The 19904-nt window shown below is 59.5% G+C and carries 21 protein-coding genes; 6 read left to right on the forward strand and 15 right to left on the reverse strand.

Annotation, left to right across the window (positions count from 1 at the left end; genetic code table 11):
* Nucleotides 1-178: 178 nt before the first annotated feature.
* The 5 genes from sucD to zapE form a co-directional block, all read right to left on the reverse strand.
* Nucleotides 179-1087 carry a succinate--CoA ligase subunit alpha gene (gene sucD, locus ACYQ6M_RS22090; RefSeq protein WP_006935500.1) on the reverse strand — a complete coding sequence of 303 codons (909 nt, stop codon included), beginning with the start codon at nucleotides 1085-1087 and terminating at the stop codon, nucleotides 179-181.
* 31 nt (nucleotides 1088-1118) lie between these two features.
* On the reverse strand, nucleotides 1119-1430 hold the full coding sequence (locus ACYQ6M_RS22095) for a hypothetical protein (protein WP_062490817.1): 312 nt from the start codon (nucleotides 1428-1430) through the stop codon (nucleotides 1119-1121).
* Complete coding sequence (gene sucC / locus ACYQ6M_RS22100) at nucleotides 1430-2623, reverse strand: ADP-forming succinate--CoA ligase subunit beta (protein WP_022999017.1); 1194 nt, start codon at nucleotides 2621-2623, stop codon at nucleotides 1430-1432. Before sucC ends, ACYQ6M_RS22095 begins: the two co-directional genes overlap by 1 nt.
* A 75-nt stretch (nucleotides 2624-2698) precedes the next feature.
* A complete protein-coding gene (gene mdh, locus ACYQ6M_RS22105; RefSeq protein WP_022999018.1) occupies nucleotides 2699-3661 on the reverse strand; it encodes a malate dehydrogenase in 963 nt (320 codons plus the stop codon).
* A gap of 173 nt (nucleotides 3662-3834) precedes the next feature.
* A complete protein-coding gene (gene zapE, locus ACYQ6M_RS22110; protein WP_031268680.1) occupies nucleotides 3835-4992 on the reverse strand; it encodes a cell division protein ZapE in 1158 nt (385 codons plus the stop codon).
* Between the two features lie 172 nt (nucleotides 4993-5164).
* On the opposite strand from zapE, the gene ACYQ6M_RS22115 reads away from it, so the two are divergent.
* Nucleotides 5165-5722, forward strand: a complete 558-nt coding sequence (locus ACYQ6M_RS22115; RefSeq protein WP_460075581.1) for a GrpB family protein — start codon at nucleotides 5165-5167, stop codon at nucleotides 5720-5722.
* 303 nt (nucleotides 5723-6025) lie between these two features.
* Here the strand turns inward: ACYQ6M_RS22115 and ACYQ6M_RS22120 are convergent, their stop codons facing one another.
* The 3 genes from ACYQ6M_RS22120 to ACYQ6M_RS22130 all read right to left on the reverse strand — a co-directional run bounded on the left by ACYQ6M_RS22120 (nucleotide 6026) and on the right by ACYQ6M_RS22130 (nucleotide 7960).
* Entirely contained in the window at nucleotides 6026-6808 is a 783-nt protein-coding gene (locus tag ACYQ6M_RS22120; RefSeq protein ID WP_022999021.1) for a DUF7662 domain-containing protein, read from the reverse strand.
* A gap of 74 nt (nucleotides 6809-6882) precedes the next feature.
* The gene (locus ACYQ6M_RS22125) at nucleotides 6883-7404 is read right to left on the reverse strand and encodes a protease inhibitor Inh/omp19 family protein (protein WP_022999022.1); all 522 of its coding nucleotides are present in this window, start codon (nucleotides 7402-7404) and stop codon (nucleotides 6883-6885) included.
* Between the two features lie 100 nt (nucleotides 7405-7504).
* Nucleotides 7505-7960: an arsenate-mycothiol transferase ArsC gene (locus ACYQ6M_RS22130; RefSeq protein WP_022999023.1), complete on the reverse strand. Its 456-nt coding sequence runs from the start codon at nucleotides 7958-7960 to the stop codon at nucleotides 7505-7507.
* A 234-nt stretch (nucleotides 7961-8194) separates the two neighbouring features.
* Between ACYQ6M_RS22130 and ACYQ6M_RS22135 the strand changes: the two genes are divergently transcribed.
* From ACYQ6M_RS22135 to recQ, 3 genes are all read left to right on the forward strand, one after another.
* Nucleotides 8195-8572 carry an MAPEG family protein gene (locus tag ACYQ6M_RS22135; RefSeq protein ID WP_022999024.1) on the forward strand — a complete coding sequence of 126 codons (378 nt, stop codon included), beginning with the start codon at nucleotides 8195-8197 and terminating at the stop codon, nucleotides 8570-8572.
* A 117-nt stretch (nucleotides 8573-8689) separates the two neighbouring features.
* The gene (locus tag ACYQ6M_RS22140) at nucleotides 8690-9583 is read left to right on the forward strand and encodes a GNAT family N-acetyltransferase (protein WP_022999025.1); all 894 of its coding nucleotides are present in this window, start codon (nucleotides 8690-8692) and stop codon (nucleotides 9581-9583) included.
* A 155-nt stretch (nucleotides 9584-9738) separates the two neighbouring features.
* The gene (gene recQ, locus ACYQ6M_RS22145) at nucleotides 9739-11628 is read left to right on the forward strand and encodes a DNA helicase RecQ (RefSeq protein WP_022999026.1); all 1890 of its coding nucleotides are present in this window, start codon (nucleotides 9739-9741) and stop codon (nucleotides 11626-11628) included.
* A 29-nt stretch (nucleotides 11629-11657) separates the two neighbouring features.
* On the opposite strand, the gene ACYQ6M_RS22150 is transcribed toward recQ, so the two are convergent.
* From ACYQ6M_RS22150 to creD, 5 genes are all read right to left on the reverse strand, one after another.
* Nucleotides 11658-12179, reverse strand: coding sequence for a hypothetical protein (locus tag ACYQ6M_RS22150; protein WP_075281687.1), 522 nt, complete (start codon nucleotides 12177-12179; stop codon nucleotides 11658-11660).
* 137 nt (nucleotides 12180-12316) lie between these two features.
* Nucleotides 12317-12961: a peptide-methionine (S)-S-oxide reductase MsrA gene (gene msrA / locus ACYQ6M_RS22155; RefSeq protein WP_022999028.1), complete on the reverse strand. Its 645-nt coding sequence runs from the start codon at nucleotides 12959-12961 to the stop codon at nucleotides 12317-12319.
* A gap of 306 nt (nucleotides 12962-13267) precedes the next feature.
* Nucleotides 13268-13645 (reverse strand): VOC family protein, encoded by a 378-nt coding sequence (locus tag ACYQ6M_RS22160; protein ID WP_460075586.1) that lies wholly within the window; start codon nucleotides 13643-13645, stop codon nucleotides 13268-13270.
* 34 nt (nucleotides 13646-13679) lie between these two features.
* Entirely contained in the window at nucleotides 13680-14063 is a 384-nt protein-coding gene (locus ACYQ6M_RS22165; RefSeq protein ID WP_460075739.1) for a VOC family protein, read from the reverse strand.
* Nucleotides 14064-14241: 178 nt separating this feature from the next.
* A complete protein-coding gene (gene creD, locus ACYQ6M_RS22170; protein WP_460075588.1) occupies nucleotides 14242-15708 on the reverse strand; it encodes a cell envelope integrity protein CreD in 1467 nt (488 codons plus the stop codon).
* 249 nt (nucleotides 15709-15957) lie between these two features.
* On the opposite strand from creD, the gene ACYQ6M_RS22175 reads away from it, so the two are divergent.
* Together ACYQ6M_RS22175 and ACYQ6M_RS22180 are read left to right on the forward strand one after the other, a co-directional pair.
* Nucleotides 15958-17148 (forward strand): Rossmann-fold NAD(P)-binding domain-containing protein, encoded by a 1191-nt coding sequence (locus ACYQ6M_RS22175; RefSeq protein ID WP_055657177.1) that lies wholly within the window; start codon nucleotides 15958-15960, stop codon nucleotides 17146-17148.
* Nucleotides 17149-17234: 86 nt separating this feature from the next.
* The gene (locus tag ACYQ6M_RS22180) at nucleotides 17235-17933 is read left to right on the forward strand and encodes a class I SAM-dependent methyltransferase (protein ID WP_460075591.1); all 699 of its coding nucleotides are present in this window, start codon (nucleotides 17235-17237) and stop codon (nucleotides 17931-17933) included.
* Nucleotides 17934-18209: 276 nt separating this feature from the next.
* Here the strand turns inward: ACYQ6M_RS22180 and ACYQ6M_RS22185 are convergent, their stop codons facing one another.
* Nucleotides 18210-18992 (reverse strand): succinate dehydrogenase iron-sulfur subunit, encoded by a 783-nt coding sequence (locus ACYQ6M_RS22185; protein ID WP_031268685.1) that lies wholly within the window; start codon nucleotides 18990-18992, stop codon nucleotides 18210-18212.
* Nucleotides 18993-19051: 59 nt separating this feature from the next.
* A complete protein-coding gene (locus tag ACYQ6M_RS22190) occupies nucleotides 19052-19897 on the reverse strand; it encodes an FkbM family methyltransferase (protein ID WP_031268686.1) in 846 nt (281 codons plus the stop codon).
* Between the last annotated feature and the right edge of the window lie 7 nt (nucleotides 19898-19904).

A 19904-nucleotide genomic window follows, 5' to 3' on the forward strand; every position in this document is an offset into this window, starting at 1 on the left:
TTTGTTTAGGCGGGCCCGAAAAATTGACCCGCGGCCGGTTTCCCTACAATGGCCGATGGTTTCCACCGACCCCTCGAAAAATGGTTACGGCACGTCAACCGCGCCGGAACCCATCCTTTCATCATGCGACAGGAAACGTAAACAGTTTCCGTCCCCATCGCTAAAGATTCTTGCAGAATCAGCCCTTCAAGACTTCGAGAAGGGTCTCGCCGAGCTTCGCAGGAGACGGTGACACCTTGATGCCAGCAGCTTCCATCGCAGCGATCTTGTCTTCTGCACCGCCCTTGCCGCCTGAAATAACGGCACCGGCGTGGCCCATGGTGCGACCCGGAGGCGCTGTCCGTCCGGCGATGAAACCAGCCATCGGCTTGGACCGGCCGCGCTTGGCTTCGTCCTTCAGGAACTGCGCCGCGTCTTCTTCCGCGGAGCCACCGATTTCGCCGATCATGATGATCGACTGGGTTTCGTCGTCAGCCAGGAACATTTCCAGGACGTCGATGAACTCGGTGCCCTTGACCGGGTCGCCACCGATACCGACAGCCGTCGTCTGGCCGAGGCCGGCATTGGTGGTCTGGAAGACAGCTTCATAAGTAAGGGTGCCGGAGCGGGAAACAACACCGACGGAGCCTTTCTTGAAGATGGAGCCCGGCATGATGCCGATCTTGCATTCTTCCGGGGTCAGGATACCGGGGCAGTTCGGGCCGAGGAGGCGCGACTTGGATTTCTCCAGCTTGGCCTTGACCTTGACCATGTCGGCAACCGGGATGCCTTCGGTGATGCAGACGATGAACGGAACTTCCGCTTCGATAGCTTCGATGATCGCGGCGCCCGCGCCTGCCGGCGGAACGTAGATCACGGAGGCATCGGCACCGGTTGCTTCCCTGGCTTCGCCAACGCTCGCATAGATCGGCAGGGATGCAGCGCTGTCGACACCGGAAGACCAGGTCTCGCCACCCTTTTTCGGGTGCACGCCGGCAACCATCTTGGTGCCGTAATATTCAAGCGCCTGTTCCGTGTGGAACGTGCCGGTCTTGCCGGTCAGGCCCTGAACGATGATTTTCGTGTCTTTATTGACGAGGATCGACATATTTTAGTTTCCTCAGCTCGAAATCGCAGGGTCAAAGCTCTTTGCCGTCCGTCGGAAAAATCAGATCAAACCGCACAATCTCAACGATTTCGCCATCAACAATCGTACAGGTGAAGCCTGGTCTCTTGTTGGTGGAGGGATAGTTGATTTGAACGGAACGACCTGAGGTGCCGGAAAACGAACGGTAACCGTACTCATCACCTCGGACACCTACACTGCCGTGTTTGAGAATTCCCTGAGCACAAGCTGATAGCTCTTCCGTAGTTGGTGACAATTCACCGCTACAGGCCGTCAGCAAAATCCCCAGACCAAACAGGGCAGCAATTGGTGCCAGTTTGAACATTAACCCTTGACCGCTTTCACGATTTTCTGGGCGGCGTCGTCGAGATCGTCAGCGGCGATCACGTTCAGACCGCTTTCGTTGATGATCTTCTTGCCGAGTTCCACGTTGGTGCCTTCCAGGCGAACAACGAGCGGAACCTGCAGGCCGACTTCCTTGACGGCTGCAACCACGCCTTCCGCGATCACGTCGCAGCGCATGATGCCGCCGAAGATGTTGACCAGGATGCCCTTCACGTTCGGATCGGACGTGATGATCTTGAACGCGGCCGTCACCTTCTCCTTGGAAGCACCCCCGCCAACATCAAGGAAGTTGGCCGGCTCGGCGCCGTAGAGCTTGATGATGTCCATGGTCGCCATGGCAAGGCCGGCACCGTTGACCATGCAGCCGATGTCACCGTCGAGAGCGACATAGGCGAGGTCGTACTTGGAGGCCTCGATTTCCTTGTCGTCTTCCTCGGTGACGTCGCGCAGCTCCATGATGTCCGGATGACGGAACAGAGCGTTGCCGTCGAAGGAAACCTTGGCGTCCAGTACGCGCAGGCGGCCGTCCTTCATGACGATCAGCGGGTTGACTTCCAGAAGGCTCATGTCCTTCTCGACGAAAGCCGTGTGCAGGATCGGGAACAGCTTCATGCCGTCTTCGCGTGCCGCACCGGTCAGTTCCAGCGCGTCGCACAGCTTGGCGGCATCGGCTTCGGTCACACCGGTTTCCGGATCGATCGGCAGGGTGACGATCTTTTCGGGGGTTTCTTCGGCCACCGCTTCAATGTCCATGCCACCTTCGGTGGAGACAACGAAAGCCGGGCGGCCAACGGTCCGGTCGACCAGAATGGAGAGGTAAAGCTCACGCTCGATGTCGGCGCCGTCTTCGATGTAGAGACGGTTGACCACCTTGCCAGCGGCACCGGTCTGTTTGGTGACCAGCGTGTTGCCAAGCATTTCCTTGGCGTTGGACGTGACTTCGTCCAGCGAGAAAGCCAGACGGACACCGCCCTTGGCATCAGCGGACAGTTCCTTGAACTTGCCCTTGCCGCGGCCACCAGCGTGGATCTGCGACTTCACGACCCAGAGCGGGCCCGGAAGGCTCTTGGCGGCTGCTTCGGCTTCGTCGGCGGAGAAGATGGCAACGCCTTCGGCCACCGGTGCACCGTATTCCTTCAGAACGGCCTTGGCCTGGTATTCATGAATGTTCATGTGTTTCCCCCGTTGTCGGAGGACCGTTCTTCCCGGCAGGAAGAACGGCCGCAAATTCCCTTAGGCGGGCCCGGTTCAGGCGAGCGCCGGCTGAATTTTCTTGCAGGCCTCGACCAGACCGTCGACGGAAGCGACAGACTTGTCGAAGTTGGCCTTTTCGTCGCCCTGCAGGTCGATCTCGATGATGCGCTCGACGCCATCGGCGCCGATCACGACCGGAACGCCCACATAGGTGTCCTTCAGGCCGTACTGGCCGTCGAGAGCAGCAGCACACGGCAGAACGCGCTTCTTGTCCTTCAGGTAGCTTTCTGCCATTGCGATGGCGGAAGCCGCCGGAGCGTAGAAAGCGGAGCCGGTCTTCAGAAGGCCGACGATCTCCGCGCCGCCGTCACGGGTGCGCTGGACGATTTCTTCCAGACGCTCGGCAGTGCACCAGCCCATCTTGACCAGGTCGGTGAGCGGGATGCCGGCAACGGTGGAATAGCGGGTCAGCGGCACCATGGTGTCGCCGTGGCCGCCGAGAACGAATGCGGTCACATCTTCGATGGAGACGTTGAACTCGTCTGCCAGGAAGTAACGGAAACGGGCGCTATCCAGTACGCCTGCCATGCCGACGACCTTGTTCTTCGGCAGACCGGAGAACTTCTGCAGGGCCCAGACCATCGCGTCGAGCGGGTTGGTGATGCAGATGACGAATGCGTTCGGGGCATACTTTGCGATGCCGGCGCCAACCTGCTCCATAACCTTCAGGTTGATTTCCAGAAGGTCGTCGCGGCTCATGCCGGGTTTACGCGGAACACCGGCGGTAACGATGACAACGTCCGAGCCTTCGATGGCTTCGTAGCTGTTGGCACCCGCCATTTTGGCATCGAAGCCATCGACCGGGGAGGACTCGGCCAGGTCGAGCGCCTTACCCTGCGGAACACCTTCCGCGATGTCGAAGAGCACGATGTCTCCCAGTTCCTTCAAACCTGCCAGATGTGCGAGCGTGCCGCCGATCTGACCAGAGCCGATCAAGGCAATCTTGTTCCGCGCCATTTCGAAAGTTTCCCTTTACGTAAGATGGAACTCCATGCCATCCTCTGATGACTGAGGATGGCACTACTCCCTTTGATCCGCCCGCGCAACCTCGCCAAAAGAATATTGCGCGATGCCGGACAAATTTTCTCAGATCTTCCCGTCTGCATAATTCACCTATAGGGAATGCATACCTATGCGTGTACTTGTCGTCTTTCTCCCGCAAGGTACGCCTCGGACCGCATCTCGATCAACCGGGAGGCTGTCCGGTCGAATTCAAAGGCTTCCGTGCCGTCCTCGCCGACGTAAAGATCCTGCGGCTCGGCCTCAGCCGATACCACCAGCTTGATGCCGTTATCGTAAAGCGTATCGATCAGATTGATGAAGCGCTTGGCTTCGTTGCGCCGCGCCTTGGACAGCACGGGCACGTTGTCCAGAAACACCGTGCCGAAGGCATGAGCGATGCGCAGATAATCACTCGCCCCCAACGGCTGCATGCACAGGTCGTCGAAGGTGAACCTGGCCGCTCCGGCCGCGACACAGGGAACGGCGATCTTGCGGCCCTTGTTCTCCAGCTCTTCGGAATGCGGTGTCATGCCGTGCGTCAGCTTGGCAAAGAGCTCATCCATCTGGGCGTTTGCACTCTCGCCCAGAGGCGTGACATAGACCGGCGCACCAGCAAGCTTCTCCAGCCGGTAATCCGTCGGACTGTCCAGATGCAGCACTTCCACCTTGGAGGTCAGCATCTTGATGAAGGGCAGGAACAGCTGGCGGTTGAGCCCGTCCTTGTAGAGGAGAGACGGCTCGACGTTGGACGTGGCGACAACGATGACGCCGCGCTCGAAAAGCTGGGTGAACAGGCGGCCGAGGATCATCGCATCGGCAATGTCGGTCACCGAGAACTCATCAAACAGCAGCAGCCGCGTTTCTTCGGCAATCTGGCTCGCCACGGGCGGGATCGGATCGTCACCCTTGACCTCGCCGCGCTTGTGCGCCTGGCGGTGGGCATGAATGCGCTCGTGCACATCGGTCATGAATTCATGGAAATGCACACGCCTTTTGCGGCGGATGACCGTGACCTCGTAAAAGAGGTCCATCAGCATCGTCTTGCCGCGCCCGACACCGCCCCACATGTACAGCCCCTGTACGGAGGCCCAGAGCTGGTTCTTCTTGTTGGCGAACAGCCAGCCAAGTGAACTTTTCTTGGAGGCCAGGCGGGTTTCGGCAAGACGGGTGTTCAGGAGATCGAGCTGGCGCACCGCCTCCCGTTGCACGGGGTCTTCCTTGATCTCACCCGACGCGATGAGCGCGTCGTAGCGGGCGCTCAGGGCGCGGTTGACCGGCAGTTCCATCTTCAAGGGTGCTGCTCCCTCCATGAGAATTCATGGGGTCTTGGACGTATCTATTTGCACGGCGGAATAAGGTCAAAACGTCGCAGATGCAAGTCATGATATGGTTGCATACGATCACACATTCTTACGGATTTGTTTTTCAACCGTTTGAAATTTAAGGATTTCAGACCTCATGTCCATTCCGTTGCTCCCACATAATCCGGACTGGTTTCGCCAGTCTGACCTGCTGATCGACGACCTCGGACATCTCCTGGGAGCAAGGGCCCTGCGCCTGGACCATGTCGGGTCCACGGCCGTCCCTGGGCTGATTGCCAAACCCAAACTTCATATCGATGTAACGCTGGCTCCCGGATTTTCACCGGCTGCACTCAGCAACGACCTCCTGCTGTATGGCTACCATGATCTCGGCACCCGCTTTCGGGAAGACGAAGTGCAAATGACCCGGCCAGCCGGGCCAGGCCCCCGGCCGAACGAGAGGGAAAATCAAGAGCTGATTATCGCGCATCGGCTGTGTCTGTGTGCATCCGATTGCCCCTCACCTGATCAGCGGCGCCAATTTCGCGACGCCTTGCGCGGCGATGCCAGCCTTGCTGGGCGCTATGCCGCCTTGAAACGGGACCTTGCCCTCAAGGCCGGTTCGACCCCCGACTGGGAAACATACAATTCCGGCAAGACATCCTTCATCGAAGGCGTGCTCTCAGCGGAAGGTATGCGACTGATCCAGCGATGACGCTCCTTCCGGCGCCGCCATAACTGCCCACCTTAACGGAACACTGCACCCAGCAGTCCGGTTCGCAATTCACTGAATAGGGGCAGAGAAGCACAGGCCAAACCTTGAGGAACTCGAAACAGGAAGGCAGCACGCCCTCTGAACAAACAGCGCCCGCAACCGGTGGGAGGGTTACGGGCGCAGGGCACAGGGAGGGGTCCTGTGCGGGAGGAACGCAATCATGAACGCCCAAACGGCTCGGCCTGACTGGACCCGGCCATCATGCCTGTGCCCGGCTGAGCGCAAAAAGCACTCAGACAACGCTTAGCGCAGGTAAAGGGCTGTCTTTCGACCGTTCTGAACTTCCTGAAGATAGAGCAGCTGGGCAACCAGATAACACTCGGACTGGTCGTCCAGATTGGCCTTGCGGCCACGACCGTCGGTCAGCAGCCAGGCATTGCCGGACTTGACCACATCGCATTCGATTGGTGCGGCGGCATCGAAACCGGCCTTCTTGAACAGCTCCGTGCCGACGCGGCTGCCGGTATCGTCGTCCAGACCCTTCATCGCCATGCGCAGGCTGCGATAGGCCTTGTGAACCGACAAGGTTGCGACGATGGCAGTGACGACTTCGTCGCCTTCCATGGCCGCGAAGCGCACAACGCCGCCTTCCTGCGGAATGATGGAATTGGAACAGGGCGTGCGCTGGACATCGCCAAGCGTGGTCCATTCGGAGCGCAACGTCACGGTTGCAGGCTGACGAAGGGCCGCCATTTCCTTGGTGAGCCGCTTTTCTGCAGTTTTCTGAGGATTCTTGGCGGTCCGATCCATACGGGCGGACACCCCGGCCACGGTTCCGCCGATGCGCAACCGGCGGAAGACGATGACATCGCGCATGAGATCGGTTCGCTCTACCCGCCAGCCGGCATCAAGCCAGGCGTTCTGGTGAACGAGGCTGCCGCCGGAATTTGCCCACCATGTCCGGTGTTCCCGGGCGCTCTTGGGCAGCGACGAGCCTATGATATCTTCGACTTCGTTCAGCTTGGCCGCCCAGACAACATCTTCCAGTCGTGCCAAGTGTTCCCGCAGTGGTTCATATTTTGACATTTGCACAGCCTTTCCGGTAGCTATGCAAATATACACCTATAGCGCGAGCTGTCCAGCATAAATACGGAGGGGCCTTAACGGTACAGCGAGATCGGCGATCCGGTAGAGGTCTGACCGTTGAACTGGCCGGAAGCGCTGGAGTAAAGCTGTGCAACGATCAGGCCGGTGCCGTCCTTCAGAACCACCTGATTGCCGCTCAGGTCCCATGCAGAGATCCCGGACAGTACAGGCGAAGCACAACCTCTGGTATTTGCACGGTAGCCGCCGGACCATGTTGTCAGCGTCATGAAGGCCATGCAGTTGTCGCCAGCGGAGGTGATTTTCCAGCCACCCAGAAGGTCTGTCCGGCCAACTTCCTTGGCATCGGCAGGCGCTGCAACCGGGTTGCTGGCCAGGTCGGTCGGCTGAGCCGACGGATCGTTGAGACCGCCGGCCGGCGCGTTGGGATCAAGCGGTGCAAGCTGTCCCGAGCCTACGGGTGTAGTCGGGGTCGCCGGCAGCGGTTCGGCATAATTCCGGCCTCCGGACAATCTCTGGCAACCAGCTGCCAGGACCACCAGGCCGACGATCAAAACAAACTTTCCCGCGCGCATCATGACGAATCAATCCCTCACCTTCGTCCCAATATGGGAGCAACTCTTAGCCCACAATTTGTCGAAAATCCAAAATCCTGAGAATCGACCGTTTTCTGATCGCTCAGGCAACCCGGTTCGAGACGGCCTTGCCTGCTGTTTTTGGCGGCTCCACAAGCCTGTCGATCGCCTCCGCAATCTTCTCGAAATAAGTGGCGCAGGCACCAAAACCATCCGGAAAAGGCGGTTTTGCGGCAATGTTCCACCAATGGCTCGATGTCGTGGTCTTCCACTGGGGCGGCAGGGCCACCGGCGCCTGGTCAGCGAGATAGACGACCCTGTCGGGAATTTCAGCATGCGGCATCAGGAAAATGTCGATCGGCTTGGGCGCAAGCCCTTTGGCATCAATTCCCCGTGCCGACAGTATCCGGCGCACATGCCGGCTCAGTTCCTGGGAAGGAGCCACACCTGCGGAGAACGCCCGCATCAGACCACCTGCCCGAAAATTCAGATAGGCTTCGGCCAGGGGCGACAGCAGGCTGTTGTCCGGACAGACGAACAGAACAGTTGTTTTCGACAAGGGGCATTCCTTCGCGGCTGCAGCCCATGCCAATCACGCCATGGGCGGCCTCCCCCTAGCGCCGGGACGGGAAGACTTTATGACAAACCCGGGGCAACATCGAAAATCATGAGGATATCTTCCTCGAGCCTGATAGATATGCGCACAAACGCTCGCGTGCAGCCCGGTGCCCCGCTGCAACCTCATTCGGGGTATTCGCGCGCAAGACCTGCAACACGTTCCTGAGGAGCCCACATGCCCGTCGCCTTCTGGTGTGTCCTTGCCGCCGCCATCCTGCCGCTGCTTTCCGTCTTTCCGGCAAAACTGGACAAGTCCTTCGACAACGCCCGCCCACGTGACCCGGACTATTGGCGAGACGGTTTCCGCGCCCGCGCACAGGGGGCACAGGCGAATGGCTTCGAGGCATTTCCCCTGTTTGCGGTTGCCGTTTTCGTTGGCCTCAACCAGGGCGGCGACCCGCACTGGATCGACAGGCTCGCCGTGCTTTTCGTGTTACTGAGGATCATTTATATCGGCTGCTACTGGGCCGACCGCGCCTCGCCGCGCTCGCTTGCCTGGGCAGCCTCCTTCTTGACATCGCTGGCAATTTTCACCAGTTCCCTATGGAGCTGAGCCGCCGGTGGGCGGATTCCGATCCTGAAATTCGTACAACGATCATTTGCACCAAGAGGCTGATTTCGTTAACGATGCATCGGAGTGAGGCAGTAATCTCGTGGGCAGAGGTGCATTGTGCGGACGACCGACCAGACGACAGACACCTTGCCGACGCGCCGTCAGGCCGCGGCACAGAGGCAGATTTCTGAGCAGCATATCGTCGACCTTCTGATTGCCGAACGGGGCAAGCTGGTGATGGCCAGCCCGTGGTGGCCCTTCATCAGACCCTTCGCTCACAAGATCCTTCGCTACAAGTCCGCCGTCGAAATGGCCGACACCATTGCGCAGATGGAAGCGCTGGAGGTTTTTGCCCATTTGAGCGGATTGCTGTCGCTTGACGTCACCACGCTTGGCCTTGAACGGGTTCCGCAGGAAGGCCCCGTCGTTCTGGTGTCCAACCACCCGACCGGCATTGCCGACGGCATCGTCCTTTATGATGCGATCAAGTCCCGCCGGAACGATCTAGCGATCTTTGCCAACCGCGATGCCATCCGCATCAACCCGCGCCTTGCCGACATGATCATTCCAGTCGAATGGCGTGCTGACTTCAAGACCCGCGAAAAATCCAAGGAAACGATCAAGCTCGCCTCCTCCGCCTTTGCCAAGGAGCGGGTGGTGGTGCTGTTTCCCTCCGGGCGCCTGGCCTATTGGCACGACGGCAAGCTGACAGAACGGCCCTGGATGACGTCAGCCCTGGCGCTGGCACGCAAGAACAAGGCCCCGATCATTCCCATGCACATGGGCGGGCGCAATTCCGGCCTGTTCTATTTCCTTGCAAGAGTGTCGACCGAATTGCGCGACATGACGGTCTTCAACGAATTGCTCAACAAGGAACATGCCAAGTTTAACGTGCATTTCGGCAAGCCGATCCGGCCGGAAAAACTTGAAGGCGACCTTGGCGATCTTACTGAACAGATGCGCATTCACTGCGCCGAAACGCTGGCGACGGATCCGGACGCCGAGTTCTAGGTGCCAACGCACCGCCTCCACGCGTCTCCTAAGCATCTGATTTTTTGATGCTCTGACCAGGGCCTGCACGTCATCCACAGGCGCGGTTCCGCCTTCATTGCCCTTCTTCCGCGAATAAGACATTGTGCGGGAGAATCAAAGGACCTGTCTCACCCATGCCCGTTTCGCCCGCTGTTGCCGCGGAGGAAGTCATTCCAGTGCAGCATGCCGTTGCTCCGACCGTGCGTCCGGAGCCGAAGCCGCTTGCGGTTCTGCAGAAGGTTTTCGGCTACAGCAGCTTCAGGGGCAAGCAGCAGGCGGTGATCGAAACGCTTGTGGACGGCAACGACGCTGTCGTTCTGTTTCCCACCGGCGCAGGCAAGTCGCTCTGTTACCAGATCCCGGCGCTGTGCCGGCGTGGGGTCGGCATTGTCGTCTCGCCGCTGATCGCGCTGATGAAAGACCAGGTCGGTGCGCTTCGCGCCGCTGGCGTTCAGGCCGCGGCCCTCAATTCCACGCTGTCACCTGAAGAACAGGACGGCATTCGCAGTGCCCTGCGCCGCGGTGAAATCGACCTGCTCTACGTGACACCGGAGCGGCTGGGCACCGAGAGCTTCCGCAAGTTCCTGGACACGCTGCAGATTGCCCTTTTTGCCATCGATGAAGCGCATTGCGTCAGCCAGTGGGGACATGACTTCCGTCCGGAGTACATGTCGCTGTCCTGTCTGCGCGACCGCTATCCGGGCGTGCCGCGTGTGGCGTTGACCGCGACTGCCGACCCGCACACCCAAAAAGACATTCTGGCCCGCCTGCAGCTGGAAGACGCCGCCGTCTTTTCCACCAGCTTCGACCGGCCCAACATCCGCTACGAGATTGTCGAGCGCACCAACCAGCGCCAGCAGCTGCTGGATTTCCTGAAGAAGCACTCCGGCGAGAGCGGCATCGTCTATTGCCTGTCGCGGGCAAAGGTCGAGGACATCGCCGAATGGCTGACCTCTAAGGGCATCAGGGCCCTGCCCTATCACGCCGGATTGCCCGCGGAACAGCGCTCCGCCAACCAGGATGCGTTTCTGCTGGAAGAAGGGCTGTGCCTGGTGGCGACGGTTGCCTTCGGCATGGGTATCGACAAGCCGGATGTGCGCTATGTCGCGCATCTGGATCTGCCCTCTTCGGTCGAGGCCTATTACCAGGAAACCGGCCGTGCAGGCCGCGACGGCGCTCCCTCCGAAGCCTTCATGGCTTACGGCATGGCCGATCTGGTGCAGCGCCGGCGCATGATTGCCGAGGGCGATGCGCCCGAAGAGGTCAAGCGCGCGGAAAATGCCAAGCTGAATGCGCTTCTCGGCATCTGCGAAACGGCCGGTTGCCGTCGCCAGGCGCTGCTGGCCCATTTCGGCGAGACCTACCCCAAACCCTGTGGCAACTGCGACACCTGCCTGTCCCCGGTAGAGACCTGGGACGGCACGGAAGCTGCCCAAAAGCTGATGTCGGCGATCTATCGTACTGGTCAACGTTTCGGCACGGCGCATGTCATAGATGTGCTTCTGGGCAAGACCAACGAGAAAAGCACCCGCTTCGGCCATGACACGCTGTCGGTTTTCGGAATTGGCCAGGACGTACCGCAGAAGACCTGGCAGTCGATTGCCCGTCAGCTTGTCGCCGCAGGCTACGTCGATGTCGACCATGCCCAGTTCGGTGCTCTGGTTCTGACGGAAAAGGCGCGGAGCGTTCTGCGCGGTGACGAGAAGCTCGCCTTGCGCAAGGACCGGAGCGCGGCTGGCCTGAAACGGACGAGTTCTTCACGTACGGCCTCCATCGCCGATGAACTGGACCATGAAGACAGGCTGCTGTTCGAACGCTTGCGCAGGCTGCGCACCCAGATTGCCCGCGATCAGGGCGTACCTCCCTATGTGGTGTTCACAGACGCGACGCTGGCTGGGATATCCGCAGCGCGCCCGGTGACCGAAGATGCGCTGCTGGCCGTTTCCGGTGTCGGGCAGTCCAAACTTGAAAAATACGGCGAGGCGTTCCTCGAGCTGGTCGAGGCATTTGAAGCCGGCGTATGACCGCCACGATGGTTGCCGATGAAATCCGGTCAACCGTCCTGCTGCAGGCAGAGCTGATAAACCCCGGCAAGATCCGACAAGGTTTCTTCATCAGGATGCGACAGGAAACTGTCGATGATGTCCCTGAGCGCCAGATGCATGTTCCGGTGCTGGCGCAGACGCCTGTAGGACGAGCCGAGCTTGTAGATCTGTTCGATTTCCTCATGCGAGAAGAGGTCCAGACCCGCAATACCCAGCACGACACCAAGATCAGCATTGGTGCGGCGCGTCAGGTTATGGGCAATCAGGAACCCGAACAGGCCGGTAACAAATCGGTTTTCGAAGCACAGGTCGTCAAAGTCGCGCTCGACCACTTTCAGCACGAGCTTCATGATCGACACGGTGGCAGCTGCCGCAAATTCGGTCGGTGTGTTGGTGTCACAGATCTCCAACCCTGCTGCTTCCAGCATGGCGGCGGTGGATCTTCGAAGGCGGTCTTCCGTCTCGACGGCTCTCAATTCAGAAATAAATTCCGGCTCTGCTGTAACGCGACTTCCAAACAAGCTCAGCATGTTAGCGTCCTTTCAGACGTAAGCCCACTGAAAGTATGTAGTGCACACCTTACCCTACGGCAAATTGATGCCTGAAAATTCGACGAAAATGCTGTTCTTTTGGGCCGTTCCCCGCGGAAACGGCCCATTTTCGAATGTTATGATCCTGCCTTGGGCAGCCCCTTGAAGGCTTCGCTGCCCCACACAGCCTTGACCTGTGCATCCCTGCCGCACCCTTTCCTGTAGCCTTTGTAGGCGTCGGCGCGGGTGACGTAGCCGAAGCGGGTAAGCGTACGAACCTGGCTCTTGTAATAGGCCTGATGGTAGTCCTCGGCGGGCCAGAAAACGGCCGGAGCCTCGACCGGCGTTACGATCTTTCCGCCGAGTGCCTTTTCCGCCTTCGCGATTTCCGCCCTGGCCTGTTTCGCCTGGGTTTCGTCCAGAGGATAGATGGCGGTGGAATAGGCATGTCCCCGGTCGCAGAATTGACCGCCGGCGTCCGTCACATCAACGGTGCGCAGGAAGATCCCGACAAGTTCGGCATAACTGATCTTGTTCTCGTCGAAATCGACCTTGACGACCTCCCGGTGACCGCCACGATCATAATCCTTGTAGGTAGGGTTCTGGGTCTCCCCGCCGGCATAGCCGGAAACGACATCGCGCACGCCGGGAAGTTTTTCGAGATCGGATTCAACGCACCAGAAGCATCCTCCGGCAAGCACCGCGGTTTCGGCCTGTGCGGTTCCCGGTGGCATCGACGCCACGAGCGCGGCAAAGAAAGTGAGCGGGAGCAGGCGTTTCATGTCAGGTCCTCCAGGGAGCTGGTTGTGGTCGACTTTTCCCGGGGGATCAACAACCTGGTGATGATTGCGAAACCCCGACCGGAAAGACGACCAGCGCGCTTGGGTTTCGAGCTGTGGTCTTCGACTTTGAAATGCGCTTCATGGGTTGGAAGACCCGTGAAGACATTTCGAATTCTACCCGAAAGAGGTAACGCGCCCGGCGGCTGAGACAAACTCAACTCCGCTCGCCAAACCAGCACATGCCCGTGAGCCTGGCGTGAGGCCCTTCGTTTCGGGCAGCCAAAGCCATGACTGATCAGGCCGTTCTCAGGCCTCCCAGGTCTTGGCTGCCTCCTCAAAACCGGCGAGTTGCGGTTTGACGACGCAGAACCGGTGACCGCTGGTTGCCTGCATCACTGTCCAGCCGTCCAGTTTCTGAACGATGGTCGCGCCCAGACCTTCAAGCCGGGCAACTTCCTTTTCCGGATCGTCGGATTCGATATCCAGGTGCACGCGAGAGGGATGCTCGACCGACTGGAGCAGGATGCCGATTTCATCTTCCATACCGATCAGGCGGCGATAGCGTGGGTTTTTCGGCTCAGCTTCAACAGTGCGCCCGAGCGCACCGGCCCAGAATTCAGCATGGCGGTCGATATCGCCACCTTCACAGTCGATCACCAGATCTCCCAGCCGGCTCTTGTGCATTTTTTTCTCCAAATTGGAATAAGGAAACAAAGACTTATTCAGGCAGGTGACAGACCGCCTCGATATTCAGACCATCCGGGTCGAGCACGAAAGCACCGTAGTAATTTTCGTGGTACTGCGGCCGCAGGCCCGGTGCGCCGTTATCCTTGCCGCCGGCTGCGATCGCAGCCTCGTAGAAGGCATCGACGAGCGCCCGGTTCGAAGCAGCAAAGGCGACATGCACCGGTGTTCCGGGGGCTTTGCCTTCACCAATCCAGAAGTCCGGCTTATCCTTGCCGAAACCGCAATAGGCGGGTCCACCCGTCATTTCAGCGGTGACGTCCATCAACACCTTGATGCCAAGTGGCGCCAGGGCCTTTTCGTAGAACGTACGAGACGCCGGAAAATCGCTGACCGCAAAACCGATATGATCAAGAATGGACATCACGTCCTCCCACTCACCTCAATAGAACAAAATAAGAACATTCAAGGGGAAATTGCAAGCCTCGTTTTAGAGCTGCGATGCGCTCAACCGGCAAATGCCAAGCAAAATCGGCGGCGCAGCGAAGCCACACCGCCGACCGGATTGGCGACATGCCGGAATGACAGAATGACCGTCAGACCGCTTCGGCTTGCGGCCTCGTGCCGACCTGTTGTTGCCCGGACCAGTCGATCCGCTGGGTGGCAAACATGGTAACGGCAAGTGACAGGAACCCGATCATCGAACCGATCAGGAGCGCGTAGTCCTGCTCCTGCATGAGCGCATAAAGCACGCCGAATATCGCAGCCAGGACCGCAAGCATCACGCTTCCGGCAAGACGGCTCTTGAGCGAAGTCCCGATATAGAGCGCATTCAGCAGCGTCGCGGCGGCAGCGGCCACAAGATAGGCCAGGCCGTAGCCAACATGCTCTGCAAAGGCGAGCAGCATGACGTAGAAGACGATCAGGGACAATCCGACCAGGCCATACTGGATCCAATGGACCCGCCATCCGGAGCGCATTTCCAGAACGAAGACCGCCAGGAAGGTCAGACTGATGAAGCAGACTGCGTATTTCAACGACCTGGAAATGGTCTGATAGAAATTGACGGGTTCAACGAACTGCACTCCCAGAACCTTGTTTTGCAATGGCATTTGCGGGCCGAGCACCAGTTTGGGAATGCCGCGGGCAAGATAGGGGATGGTCCAGGATGCGTTGAAACCGGCATCGCCGATTTCTCTTGCTTCCGGCAGGAATGCGCCGGTAAAGCCGGGATGCGGCCAGTCGGATTGAAGGGATACGCTGGTCGTTTGACCGGCCGGGGCAACGTAGAAGGCGGTGGAGCCGTTCAGCTGCATGGGGATGTCGAAAGAAAAGCCGTTTCGCCACAAACCCGCAGCGACAGGTGCGTTGATACCGGACGCGTTGATCGTGGCAACAGACCGCCGTATCGGCTCCATTGTCAGCGGCCCGAGCCCAGGCTCGAACGGCACAGAACCACTGTCGTTCAGGACCAGTGCGACCTCGCTTTTCAGCGCTGCAATGTCGCCGATGCCGACCACAAGAACCGCCTTGTCTCCGGCAATGTCGATTTGCCCACCGAACTGCGGCTGAAAGTTTTCGGACGACGTTGCGGCGAACCGGCCCTTCAATGTCACGCTGCCATGATAGACGGGCAGCGAATAGATCGATTTCCTGCGCTCCTGAACGGAAATGTCGCCACTCACATCCAGCTTTTCCGGAAACAGGATGGCAGTGTGCCAGCGAATTTCGGTCTTGGCGTTTTCTCCGGTGGAAACAGTGAAGGTCTCGCTGAACGGAACAACCAGATACGGTCCGTTGATCTCCTGGACGCCACCCCACGACCGGGCGATGTCCTGAGCGACATCCCGGGCCCTTTCGGCACGTTCTTCCACCAGCACCCAGACGAACAGGCTCGGCACCAGCAGCATCACGGTCAACACTCCGATGATCACGAACTTGACTGCCGGAGACCCAAGAAAAGACGTTCGGCGCACCGGCTGTTCACGGGGTGAGCGGGGCTGCGAAAATTGAGGTCGCTCCTGCGGTTGTTCAATGGTGTCGTTTTCAGTATCGCTTGTCATGCAAATCAACCCTCTGCCAGAAGGATGTCCCGTCAGGCGGGCACCCGGTCAACAGGGCGATCATTGAAGACAGAACAGGACACAAAAGGGCGTGGCCGAGCGGCTTTTCAGTATTGTTTGTGCAGTTCCTGTGCAGTGGCTCAAAAGTTGTTGGATTGCTGCCTCATTTTTCCTGTCTATTTCACAACTCGCACTTGTGCGTACCGGCGGCGCAGTGCCAGAATGGCAGAACCCTCGGAATAACCAACAATGCATCCATTAAGCGACATATCTACCGCGGCCGCGCCCGCCTATGCCCGACGTGCGGACTATCTGCCGGCGCTGGTCAAGCGGCTCGATCTCTTCAAGAGTGAAGCGCACCGGTATCTGCTGGTGGCGCATCTGTTTGACGACACAAGGCGCATGATCGATGCGCTGGAAGGGGTCATGGATTTCGATGCAATCATCGGCATCCCGTATTCCTCCGGCAGTGATGTGACACGGCTGAAATGGCAGGCCGTATACGGCGACAAGGTCCAGTGCCCGAAGACCGAGCCAGAATTCAAAGAGGTCCTGGCCAACGCCTTGCAGAAGAGCCTGGACGCCTGCCGGGCCTCCGATCAGAAGCTCGTCATTCAGGAAGTCGGCGGTTATGCCGTCGAATTGCTGCACGAGCGGTTTCAAGATCAGCTGCACCTTGTCGAAGGCGTGGTGGAGATCACCAAGCAAGGCGTCTGGCGGGCCGGGCAGACACGGCTGCGGGTGCCTGTGCTCCACTGTGCCGACAGCGAACTGAAACGCCTGGAAGCGGTACGTTGCGGCGAGACCATTGCCCGGTGCCTGGATGGGCTCATGCGCGATCTCGGCAACTCCCTGGCCGGCCGGCGCGCTGCTGTCTTCGGAGCAGGCTGGATCGGCTTCGGCGTGGCCAAGGCCCTGCGCCGGCTGGATGTCATCGTCTCGCTGATCGATGTCGACCCGCTGAAAATCGCAGAAGCAAGGTTGTCAGGTTATCCGGCGACCCTTCATCCCACGGATCTTGAGCAATGCGACCTGGTTGTCGGTGCGGCAGGGCGCTTGTCGATAACCCGGGACGTGCTGCAGCAGCTTCGCAACGGCTGCCTGGTGGCGAGCGCCAGTTCCCGGCGTATCGAAATCGACGTCGATTTTCTGGAACAGTCGCCAGCCTGCGACATTCATCCGTCAATCAAGGCTTTCCAGCTTCCCGGCCAACAGGGGGCGGACAAGCAGATCTGCCTCGTCAACGACGGCTACCCGGCCAATTTCATTCCCGGCTCCGGCAGCGTTGCCGATGAAGTGGTCGAGCTGATCCTCGGCGAACTGATCGTGCTGATGGCCGACCTGACCACCTACACCTACGAACCCGGCATTCACCGCTTGGCGACAGAAGGAGAGGCAGTGTGCACCAAACTCTGGATCGAACAGAGAGACCAGACCTAGCGGATGATGAGCAATCCGAAGTTACGGTCCATTCGCAGTATCTGGTCAAGAAGCTCGCGAACGCCCAGAGGAACCTGTACGGAACGGTGAAGTTCGACATTGTCGCCCGCACCATCCGGGACTGGGCACAAGACCTTGGTCGGCCGCCGCGCATTCTCGATATCGGTTGCTCGACCTCGATTTCGAAAGAATATCTCGCCGACACCGGCCTGGATTTCGACTATTGCGGTGCCGATTATGAAGCGGCGTTCGAACCGGACATCGTGCTGGATGCCACCCGTCTTTCCGAACACCGCGACGACCTTCCCTGGCAACCGGATGTGATCGCCCTTCTGGACGTGCTGGAGCATCTGCCAGGCCGTGGACCGGCGATCGAATCCGTGATGCGTCAATGTGGTGAGGTCATTGCGCCGGGTGGACTGATCCTAGCCGTGGTCCCGCAGCTCTACCGTCTCGACCGGCTAAAGCTGAGCCACCTGCACTACGCCGAGCACCAGGTCCGCATGACCTTGAACGAATGGTCGGAGATCATCGGCCGCGCGGTCACGATCGAGTCGGTGCACGGCATCGGCTATCTCTCGTGCCTGCCCTATCTGCCGATGCTCAGCCCCTGGTACGAGGAAACCAACCGCCACGGGAAACTGTTCCACCACCTGCGCGGAAAGACCTTCGAATGGGGCCCGCTGAAACCCGCTGAAATCGCCCTTACCCGCACGCTTGGTCGTGTTCCCGGGTTCAGGGGCTGGTGCAACAGCTCGCTTCTGGTGTGCCGGGCTAAGGGGTAATCGCGGCAGGCTCGGAACCACGCCATCGTTTTCCCGCGTCATTCCGGACAAGGAAGGCGCAGCCGACCGCAGATCCGGAATCCAGAAATATGCTGCTCGAATAGCGCTGCCTTATCTTTCCAGAGTGTTCGCTCCGCTCACGCTGATATCTGGTTTCCGGATCGGTGCGCAGCTTCACTGCGCTTGTCCGGAATGACGGTGGCAAGGTCCTTCGGTGTCGCAACAAAAAAGGCCGCCCCCCCGGGACGGCCTTTCGATTTTCTGGCGACGCGCAACTTACACCCGGCGTTCCACCATCATCTTCTTGATCTCGGCAATGGCCTTCGCCGGGTTCAGGCCCTTCGGGCAGGCTTGCGAGCAGTTCATGATGGTGTGGCAGCGATAGAGACGGAAGGGGTCTTCCAGATTGTCCAGACGCTCGCCGGTGGCCTCGTCACGGCTGTCGATCAGCCAGCGATAGGCCTGCAGAAGGACGGCCGGGCCGAGATAGCGGTCGCCGTTCCACCAGTAACTCGGGCAGGAGGTGGAGCAGCAGGCACACAGAATGCACTCATACAGGCCATCAAGCTTCACCCGGTCTTCATGCGACTGGCGCCATTCCTTTTCCGGGGCTGGCGATACTGTCTTCAACCACGGCTCGATCGAGCGGTGCTGGGCATAGAAATTGGTCAGATCCGGCACAAGGTCCTTGACCACCGGCATGTGCGGCAGCGGGTAGATCTTGACGACGTCGCCGGCAATCTCATCCATGCCCTTGGTGCAGGCCAGAGTATTAGTGCCGTCGATGTTCATCGCGCAGGACCCGCAGATACCTTCGCGGCAGGACCGGCGGAAGGTCAGTGTCGGATCGATCTTGTTCTTGATGTAGATGAGGCCGTCGAGCACCATCGGACCGCAATCGTCCGCATTGATGAAATAGGTATCGACGCGCGGGTTGCGGCCATCGTCCGGGTTCCAGCGATAGATGCGGTATTCACGCAGGTTGGTGGCGCCTTCCGGCTTGTCCCACACCTTGCCTTCCGTCACCTGGGAGTTCCGGGGAAGCGTCAGCTGAACCATCTCGTTACTGCTCCGCGTTGGGCCCTTGGTTTCGCGTCCAGGGCCAAATCGTCTTTCGCTCAGGCAGAGAGCTCAAAGACCATGTTGTCATTCGTCTGGCCGGTTACCCCGTAGCCGCGGTTTGCCAGTTCACTCAGGCAATCCTCGGTCCAGTAGGGCCGGCAATTGGTTTCAAGCAGGATCACGCGGGGCCAGAGGCTCCGGTCCGCGTGCCTCAGGAAAGGCAGGACCACACGGTCCTCGAAGCCTTCCACATCAACTTTCAAAACATCGATCCGGGTGAGGCCCTGATCGTCGGCTATGGCCGTCAGCGGACGAACCTTGACGAAGGTCGGTGTCCAGTCGCCAGCCCATTCGCCGGTGGTCAGGTCCTTCACGAAGGTGGCAAAGCCGCAGTTGCTCGGTTCCTGCCACAGCGGCAGCGTATCGTCGCGCGGGCCAACGGCTGAATTGACCACCGTAACGGTGTCCAGGTCGTTTGCACGTACGTTGAAACCGAGCTTCGTTGCCGTCTGCGGGTTGGCCTCGATCGCAACAACCTCCGCGCCGAGACCGGCGGCAAAGATCGAATAGGAGCCGATGTTGGCGCCGATATCGACAAACACCTTGCCCTTGCCCAGATGCGGTTCGATCAGCTTGTGCTCTTCGCGCTCCGGCAGGCGGCCCTTGGCCAGGATCTTGCGGTCGTCATAGTTCTCACCCGGATAGATCCGGAACTTCAGACCGTCGGCTTCCAGGTCGTAGGGGCCCTTGAAGAACCGCGCCACCAGGGAGCGGATACGCTTGCGCAGGCCCTTGGAAAGGTCGTGCCGGTCGGCAAGACGCCAGGCAGCCCGGACCATCCGCTCGGCGGGATATGTGCCGAACGGACTTCTCGTGTCCAAAAGGGTTGCCACCTGGCTCACCGTGCCG

The organism is Roseibium sp. ROS1, from assembly GCF_054658215.1.

Coding starts and splice junctions, on each gene's coding strand:
- sucD (WP_006935500.1), bottom strand. CDS start 1,087: ATGTCGATCCTCGTCAATAAAGACACGAAAATCATCGTTCAGGGCCTG.
- ACYQ6M_RS22095 (WP_062490817.1), bottom strand. CDS start 1,430: ATGTTCAAACTGGCACCAATTGCTGCCCTGTTTGGTCTGGGGATTTTG.
- recQ (WP_022999026.1), top strand. CDS start 9,739: ATGCCCGTTTCGCCCGCTGTTGCCGCGGAGGAAGTCATTCCAGTGCAG.
- ACYQ6M_RS22125 (WP_022999022.1), bottom strand. CDS start 7,404: ATGATGCGCGCGGGAAAGTTTGTTTTGATCGTCGGCCTGGTGGTCCTG.
- ACYQ6M_RS22135 (WP_022999024.1), top strand. CDS start 8,195: ATGCCCGTCGCCTTCTGGTGTGTCCTTGCCGCCGCCATCCTGCCGCTG.
- ACYQ6M_RS22115 (WP_460075581.1), top strand. CDS start 5,165: ATGTCCATTCCGTTGCTCCCACATAATCCGGACTGGTTTCGCCAGTCT.
- ACYQ6M_RS22175 (WP_055657177.1), top strand. CDS start 15,958: ATGCATCCATTAAGCGACATATCTACCGCGGCCGCGCCCGCCTATGCC.
- sucC (WP_022999017.1), bottom strand. CDS start 2,623: ATGAACATTCATGAATACCAGGCCAAGGCCGTTCTGAAGGAATACGGT.
- msrA (WP_022999028.1), bottom strand. CDS start 12,961: ATGAAACGCCTGCTCCCGCTCACTTTCTTTGCCGCGCTCGTGGCGTCG.
- ACYQ6M_RS22120 (WP_022999021.1), bottom strand. CDS start 6,808: ATGTCAAAATATGAACCACTGCGGGAACACTTGGCACGACTGGAAGAT.
- ACYQ6M_RS22160 (WP_460075586.1), bottom strand. CDS start 13,645: ATGCACAAGAGCCGGCTGGGAGATCTGGTGATCGACTGTGAAGGTGGC.
- ACYQ6M_RS22185 (WP_031268685.1), bottom strand. CDS start 18,992: ATGGTTCAGCTGACGCTTCCCCGGAACTCCCAGGTGACGGAAGGCAAG.
- zapE (WP_031268680.1), bottom strand. CDS start 4,992: ATGGAACTGCCGGTCAACCGCGCCCTGAGCGCCCGCTACGACGCGCTC.
- creD (WP_460075588.1), bottom strand. CDS start 15,708: ATGACAAGCGATACTGAAAACGACACCATTGAACAACCGCAGGAGCGA.
- mdh (WP_022999018.1), bottom strand. CDS start 3,661: ATGGCGCGGAACAAGATTGCCTTGATCGGCTCTGGTCAGATCGGCGGC.
- ACYQ6M_RS22150 (WP_075281687.1), bottom strand. CDS start 12,179: ATGCTGAGCTTGTTTGGAAGTCGCGTTACAGCAGAGCCGGAATTTATT.